The sequence below is a fragment of the Nocardia seriolae NBRC 15557 genome, assembly GCF_007990715.1.
Lineage (GTDB): Bacteria > Actinomycetota > Actinomycetes > Mycobacteriales > Mycobacteriaceae > Nocardia > Nocardia seriolae.
In genome coordinates, this window is sequence record NZ_BJWY01000208.1 from 1 (window position 1) to 6,701 (window position 6,701).

Consider the following 6,701-nt stretch of genomic DNA (forward strand, 5'->3'; position numbering starts at 1 on the left):
GGACACTAGGTAGCGGTCAACGGCGCATCATTCGATCGGAAAGGAACTGATCATGTGATACGTGAAAGTCACTTGGCGTAATGATTTCGATTACGAGCCCGCGACGTTCGTCCATGAGGTCGGCGACGGCAACTGGGGGCTCGACGCAAAGTTCGACGGGGCCCGGCCTCAACGAGTTGCTCTACCAACTGAGATAAGAGCCGCTGTCGTCGTAAACTGACGGCAAGTTTCCGAGCAAGGGGGCAGGGAGTTGACCATTGGCGCAACGGGTTCGAGTGGATCAACCCAACCGGCCGGTTCTCCAGACCCACCGAACCCCGCATCGACGCCAGAGAGTGAAGTCCGCCGATTCTGGAAGACCGCTGGTGCAGTCGGCATTGGCGCGGCGGTGCTGTCGGCGATTGTCGCGACCGGAACCGCAGTCTACAACCATCCCAGCGCGAGCACCCCGACTCAGTCCAATATTCCGACTGTTCCTAGTACGAGCTCTGTGCCTCTGAACAACATCACGAGTGTGGACCAGTTTCGTGCTGTGCTGCCAAAGCAACTGGCCGAGGCTGTGAACTGCGAATATAGGAACGAATCCGATTTGCGCGATCTGTTCTCGTGTCGGTTCTTCCAGAGTGATGGGCCATTCAGTGACCTTTTCGTCGCCCGGTGGTTCGACGGCAGCCCTGGTGCATATCCAACGCTGACCGGCGCAGTGGACCCTAACTCAGATAATCGACGCGGATGCGGCCCGACTACGCCGCGAGATAGCGGCGACGCAGAAGTCTGCTTCGTGGTGGAGAACGCGGAAACCTGGATGGTGTACAAGAACAAGCGCACCGGACTGACCTTCAGTGTTGGCTCATTCAAGAATCAGGACAACGGGGTCCTGTTCCTGATGCGAGCCGGGCTGTAGAGCGAGCCTGGAGAGGAGGAGCGCCCGCGCCGTCACCGAGGACCTCGACGCTCTGATCCGGGATGCCGGATAGCCACCCTCGCGCTCACGCGCGACCTGCGTCTCGGCGACGGAGACAGCCCCGCCGCGGGATAAGGCCGTCCCAGCACCGGTAGCGTCCATGCCGTTCATCGTGGGACTCGGACACCCCGACCGGTATCGACACGCAACACAGTGGACCTCTCCCCACTCAGGAACCATCGTGCTGACACCGAAGCCTCACCCAGGCCGAGAATGGACGAAAACACTACTGTCCGGACTCCGACTACGGAGGCTGTTTCCCGTCGACAACCACTGCCATCTCGGCCCCACTGAGAACCATCGACGGCGTGGGAGCGACACGACCGGACTGAACAATACTGCTACCTCACCGGAACGGCCCGAACTCGATGATCCCGAAAGTCGTTGATAACCACGAAACATTCGTGACAGGGCGCTCCGGACGTCGAGATCGCGCGAGAATGCGACCTGGCTGGAGGGGGGAGGTGGTCGGGCACGACTACACCGCGAGCGGCGACGCTGCTGGGCTGCGCGGCCTTTGGCTCCTCTACAATCCGCGCGTGTGAGGATGGCCGATATGAGCGAGAACGCCGACCGGCAAGATCAATCCCAGTTGCGGACGGCGCACGAGTACGGCCATCCGGCTCCATTCGTGAGCCTGCCGCTCGAATGCCGTGAGACGCTGGCGCGGTGGCTCGCCGATCTCCGCGTGCCCGGAAGGTTCTAGTCCTCGCCGCCCCACAGAGTCGAGTTGACCTCGCGGATTTCGGCGATGCACTGCTCGCAGGCTTGCCCACCGGGCCCGACTGGATTCGGCTCACGGCCGACGACATCCTTGCAACGGCCGCATAGGCGCACTTCATCTGACACGTCATGAATCGTATCGGGATGCTGCGGCAGGGTTCGCCGTCACGCTTCACCGGCGCGGGTTCCTTCCATCGCCTCCGTATCGGAGGGCACAGGGAGAACCGCGCGCAGGTTCGTCGTCTGCTCGTCAGATCGACCGTTCGTCGCTGACCTTCAGTTCGCCATCCTCGATTCCGGCCAGGACGAACGTGCTGAATCCGCTGGATTGGAGTCGTTTCAGCTGGGCGCCGAGTTTGCCGCTGCGACGGACGACCTCGATGACTCGGTCGGAGGAGCGCAGACTGCGGGCGACGGTGAGCGCGTCGGAGATCGGAACGTCGGATTCGGTCAGGACTGCTGTGGCATTGCGCTGGATGTCGTCGGTCAGGAGTCCGACGATGCGCTCGAAGCCGATGGAGAATCCGCACGCGGGGACGTCTTTGCCGAGCGAGCGGCCGATGAGTTTGTCGTAGCGGCCGCCACCCGCGACAGAGCTGGACATCTCGGGGTGGGTGATCTCGAAGATCTGGCCGGTGTAGTAGCCCATGCCGCGGACGAGCGTGGGGTCGAACTCCCACTTCAGCGGCCGTTGCTGGGCCAGGGCATCGAGGCTGGCGGTAGTCGCTGCAAGGTCGGCGACCACGTCATCGGCCAGGCTGGGGACGGTTGCGGTGAGCGTGTCGGCGAGCTTCTCGGCTGGAATGTCTTGCAGGCTGCTGATCTTGTCGAGGGCGGTGTTGATCGAGTCCGCGGAGAACCCGAGCTTGTCGAGTTCGGCGCGCACGCCGTCCCAGCCGATTTTGTCGAGCTTGTCGAGGGCGATGAAGAAGCGGTCCCAGGTGTCTTCGGACAGACCGGCGTCGGTCGCGAGGGCGCTGAGGAAGCGGCGGTCGGACAGGCGGACGGTGACGTCGGTGAGGCCGACGGCGGCCAGGGCTGCGGTGGTTGCTTCGATCAGTTCTGCTTCGGCGAGGACGGTCGGCTCGCCGATCATGTCGATGTCGCACTGATAGAACTGCCGGTAGCGACCCTTCTGCGGGCGTTCGGCACGCCAGACGGGGCCGACTTGCAGCGACCGGAACGGGGTGGGCAGGTCGGCGTGGTTGTTGCCGTAGAAGCGGGTCAGCGGAACGGTCAGGTCGAATCGGAGGCCGAGATCGATCAGGTCGCGGGTCGGGGTCGTGGCTTCGACGGTGTCGGGCAGCCCGCGGCGGAGCACCTGGTAGATGAGCTTTTCGTTCTCGCCGCCTTGGCCGCCTTGGAGGCGGTTGATGTCTTCGAGCGCGGGGGTTTCGATGCGCTGGTAGCCGAAGGCGCGGTAGGTGGTGGTGATCGCATGCAACACGTGGTCCCGGGTCGCGACGTCGGCGGGCAGCAAGTCCCTCATTCCGCGGGCGGGGCTGTTGTCGGCTTTCACCAGGATCCTTTGCTCGTTCGTTTCGGATTCGCCGCCGGAGTTCGCGGCACACTCAGATGGTAGAGGTTCGTCATGATGACCGGTCGGCGCGTTGGGCGAGGACGATCAGCTCTCCGGGCGGGTCGTCGCCGAAGTCCTGGAACTCGTACCCGCCCCAGATCTCGGTCACGGTGAATCCGCAGCGGGCGAGGAGGTGTTCGAGCTCGAGACGGAACATGTAACTGGTCCTGTAGGGGATGACCAGGTGCTCGGTCGATCCGTCGGGGTGGGTGATGTCGTAGACGACTTCCAGCTGTTGGGTCTGGTTGGCGTGGTCGCGGGAGATCACGCGTTGCGTGCGGCGAATGTGCTCACCGGCTGGCCCGTGCTTCTCGCTCGTGGTCGTGCACGAGTCCGGGTCGGTGGCGAGGTAGGCCACGGATGGGCAGTAGTTGTCCACGAGCACGAATCCGCCGCGATCGAGGTGGTCGTGCACGCATCGCAGGCAGTCGATCTTGTCGGTGGTCGTGGTGAGTTCTTGGAGAACACGGTAGGGGAACAGCGCCAGCCGGTATGTGTTGTCGAGGCTGAACTTGCGGATGTCGGCGGGAAAGAACCGGACCGGAGTCGTCGGCGACAGCCTCTCGGCGGCTTGTCGGGCGATGCGCAGGCGTTCAGGCGCGATGTCGATGCCGTCGATGTCGATGCCGGCCTGTGCGATGGGAATCGTGATTCGGCCGGTGCCGCAGCCGAGTTCGAGAATCGGGCCGCCGATACGTCGGGCGACGGTGGTGAAGAAGTCGGTGTCGCGACGCCAGTCGGTGAACAGGTCGTAGTACGCGGCGTCGCGTTGCGCGGCGATTCCGTCGGCGTCGAACATGGTCACCGTGCCCGGATCAGGTAGCGGCCGATGAGCAAGGCGTCGAGCCGCATCTTCAGCATGGACTCGATCGCGTCGTCAGGAGTCTCCACGATCGGATCGCCACTGGCGTTGAATGAGGTGTTCAAAACGATTGGCACTCCGGTGATGTCGTCGAATGCGCGGATCAGCTGGTAGTAGCGGGGGTTCTCCTGGTGGGTGACGGCCTGGAGGCGGGCTGTGCCGTCGACGAAGGTGATGGAAGGGACCCGTCGGCGCTTCTCCGGGCGCACTGCGGGCGCGACCAGCATCGATGCCATGGCCTGAGCCGCGGTGCGAGTGAACCTGCTGTCGATGCTGAACCACGCTTCGACCTCGTCGGCGAGGATGCTCGGTGCATAGGGGCGAAATGGCGCTCGAAGTTTATGGACGGCGTCGAGACGTTCCTTGGAGTCAGGGGTGCGCGGGTCCGCCAGGATGCCGCGTCGGCCGAGTCCGCGCGGGCCGAATTCGCTTCCGCCGTCGAACCATCCGATGATCTCTTGCTGGGAGAGAAGCCGTGCGCCGACCGCGGCGGTGTCGTCGATCGATTCGACGGCGATGCTGTCAGCCCAGCGCCGCGTGGCGGCTTCGATCTCGGCATCGGTGTAGGTGCGGCCCAACGAGCAGGTCGGCATCCGCCAAGTCCGTTCGTTCTCCGTCCGCCGATGGTGGGCCCACAGAGCGTTGCCGAGGCTCTGACCGACGTCGCTGGCCGCGGGCTGGACGAACAGGTCCTCGACGTCATCGAGTTCGGCGATGATCGTGTTGGCGACGCAGTTGAGCGCCACACCGCCGGCCAGGCAGACGCGGCGGATTCCGGTTTCGGCGACAGCTGCTCGTACGAGCGCAGTGAGCGCGCGTTGCAGTTGCGTCTGGATCAGCCAGGCGACCTCGAACTGCAGGGGTGTGGGGTTCTCGCGGGTTTGGAGGCCGGGACCGATGTCGATGCCGAACTGCTCGTGGATGAGGTCTCGGACGGCGTCGGCCTGTAGGACCCGCGCCGCTTCGAGGTCGTACTCGTCCAGGGGCCCGCTAGGTTCCGGGGCGTCACCTGAGGGCAAGACGGGAGGGCGTAGCAGGCACTCGAAATCGTCGGTGGCCGAGGAGAACACGGTCACCTGGTCGTATTGGCCGGTGCCGTATGCGGCAAGGGCCATTGTTTGGCCGGCGTCGTGGTGGCTGCGGAATCCGAGCCATTTCGTGAAGTGGTTATAGGCCGCACCGAATCCGAGTTGGTTCGGTTTGTCCGCGTATCGGCGCAGCAGTTGAAGCTCGTTGCCGCGTCCGACGTAGATGCTGGTGCGTTCCAACCGGTTTCGCCAGTAGCGGGGATCGTGTCGTTCGCCCAGGATGGTGCCTTCGTTGTCGGCCACGATCACAAGTGCCTCGTCGAAGGGGCTCGGGTAGAAGGCGCTCGCAGCGTGAGACAGATGATGGGAAGGCAGCACCAGAAGTTGGTCCTCCCTGACGGGGAGTCCTTCGGATTTCAACTGGCTCAGCGCGAAGTCCGGCGTGGGCGGTGCATCACAGCAGATGCTGACCGCGACCGTGTCGACGTCGGCGAGCGTCAGCTCCCGAGCCGTCAGGCAGTACTGCGCGGCCTTGGCGACACCACCGGCGTGTTTCCGCCGGACCACGCGTTCCTCGGCGATCGCGACGGTGACTTGGCCATCCTCTAACAAGGCGGCGGCACCGTCGTCGAGATCGATCCCGTCGGCGGTACGGGTCAGATTCACTCCGAGAACGGTTTCATCGGCGCGCACGGTTTTCCTCTCTGCGAAGAGCTTTCGAAATCGAGTCGATCGGTTCGGCTGACGAAGCCACGAGACAGCCCGCCCTGTCCGTCGACGTCGTAGGCCGGGCGGCGCTGATGCGTCACGTAGCCTCGTCGTGGCCGTACAGGGTCGTGATCGAGAACCGGCTGCTCCGCAGTACCGGCCGGACGGCGTGGGCGTGGTCAGGAGACAACGGCAGCGCCAGCACCGAGTTGAAAACGGGTGTGAGGACGCGTTGCTCGGGCTGTAGGGTCCACCGCTTCAACGGGAAGAAGAATTCGGGATCATCGAATTCGGTGACGGTATCGACCAGTCCGACCACGGTCTCCCCGCCGTCCCCAATCTTCCAGTCTCGGGTGAGGTTGCAGGCCAACGACAGTCGATACTCCGGTGCCGGGTGGTCGTCATGCGGCTCTATATAGTCGGCGACGTCCATTCGGTACGGGGTAGCAGGGCGCAGAACTCTCAGGGAGATCCCGAGAGTCCGTTCGAGTTCATTGAGCAGCCACGGACTTTCGAAGATCGACAGCGCTTCCAGGGCATGCCTGTGCCCGGGTGCGTTCTCGGAGTGTATGAGTGGGTCATCGGGGAGATCTCCGTGTCTCATGGCCCGGTTGACGCGTTTCTGAGCGGCGATCTCGTCGCGTTCGTAGGCCAGGTGGCCGAGGCAGTTCGCGAGCGCGTGTGCTGTGCGGTCGTCGAAGAAATCATCGATTCGAAGAGCGACAATCCTTCCGCCGAGGATCACGGTGTCGGAGTGAGTACACGGGCCGAGTTCGGGCGGCTTGCTGCGGATGTCGGTCGGCTGCCGGTGCATAGGGTTGCTCCCCTCTAGTGTCC

The 6,701-nt window shown here is 63.9% G+C and carries 6 protein-coding genes; 2 read left to right on the forward strand and 4 right to left on the reverse strand.

The features are described 5' to 3' along the window. Positions 1-514: 514 nt before the first annotated feature. On the forward strand, positions 515-904 hold the full coding sequence (locus NS2_RS34640) for a hypothetical protein (RefSeq protein ID WP_143161232.1): 390 nt from the start codon (positions 515-517) through the stop codon (positions 902-904). A gap of 616 nt (positions 905-1,520) precedes the next feature. Next, on the forward strand, positions 1,521-1,670 hold the full coding sequence (locus NS2_RS36550; protein WP_155239282.1) for a hypothetical protein: 150 nt from the start codon (positions 1,521-1,523) through the stop codon (positions 1,668-1,670). A 267-nt stretch (positions 1,671-1,937) separates the two neighbouring features. Here the strand turns inward: NS2_RS36550 and hisS are convergent, their stop codons facing one another. The 4 genes from hisS to NS2_RS34660 all read right to left on the reverse strand — a co-directional run. Further along, positions 1,938-3,206, reverse strand: coding sequence for a histidine--tRNA ligase (gene hisS / locus NS2_RS34645; protein ID WP_052087084.1), 1,269 nt, complete (start codon positions 3,204-3,206; stop codon positions 1,938-1,940). A 70-nt stretch (positions 3,207-3,276) separates the two neighbouring features. Beyond that, the gene (locus NS2_RS34650) at positions 3,277-4,065 is read right to left on the reverse strand and encodes a class I SAM-dependent methyltransferase (protein WP_036552152.1); all 789 of its coding nucleotides are present in this window, start codon (positions 4,063-4,065) and stop codon (positions 3,277-3,279) included. 2 nt (positions 4,066-4,067) lie between these two features. Continuing rightward, positions 4,068-5,849: a carbamoyltransferase family protein gene (locus NS2_RS34655; protein ID WP_052087085.1), complete on the reverse strand. Its 1,782-nt coding sequence runs from the start codon at positions 5,847-5,849 to the stop codon at positions 4,068-4,070. Between the two features lie 112 nt (positions 5,850-5,961). Next, on the reverse strand, positions 5,962-6,701 hold a 740-nt coding region (locus NS2_RS34660; RefSeq protein WP_222594907.1), incomplete at its 5' end, for a 2OG-Fe(II) oxygenase.

Bases quoted from the DNA above. Each gene is read 5' to 3' on its own strand.
- NS2_RS36550 (WP_155239282.1), top strand. From the start codon at position 1,521: ATGAGCGAGAACGCCGACCGGCAAGATCAATCCCAGTTGCGGACGGCG.
- NS2_RS34650 (WP_036552152.1), bottom strand. From the start codon at position 4,065: ATGTTCGACGCCGACGGAATCGCCGCGCAACGCGACGCCGCGTACTAC.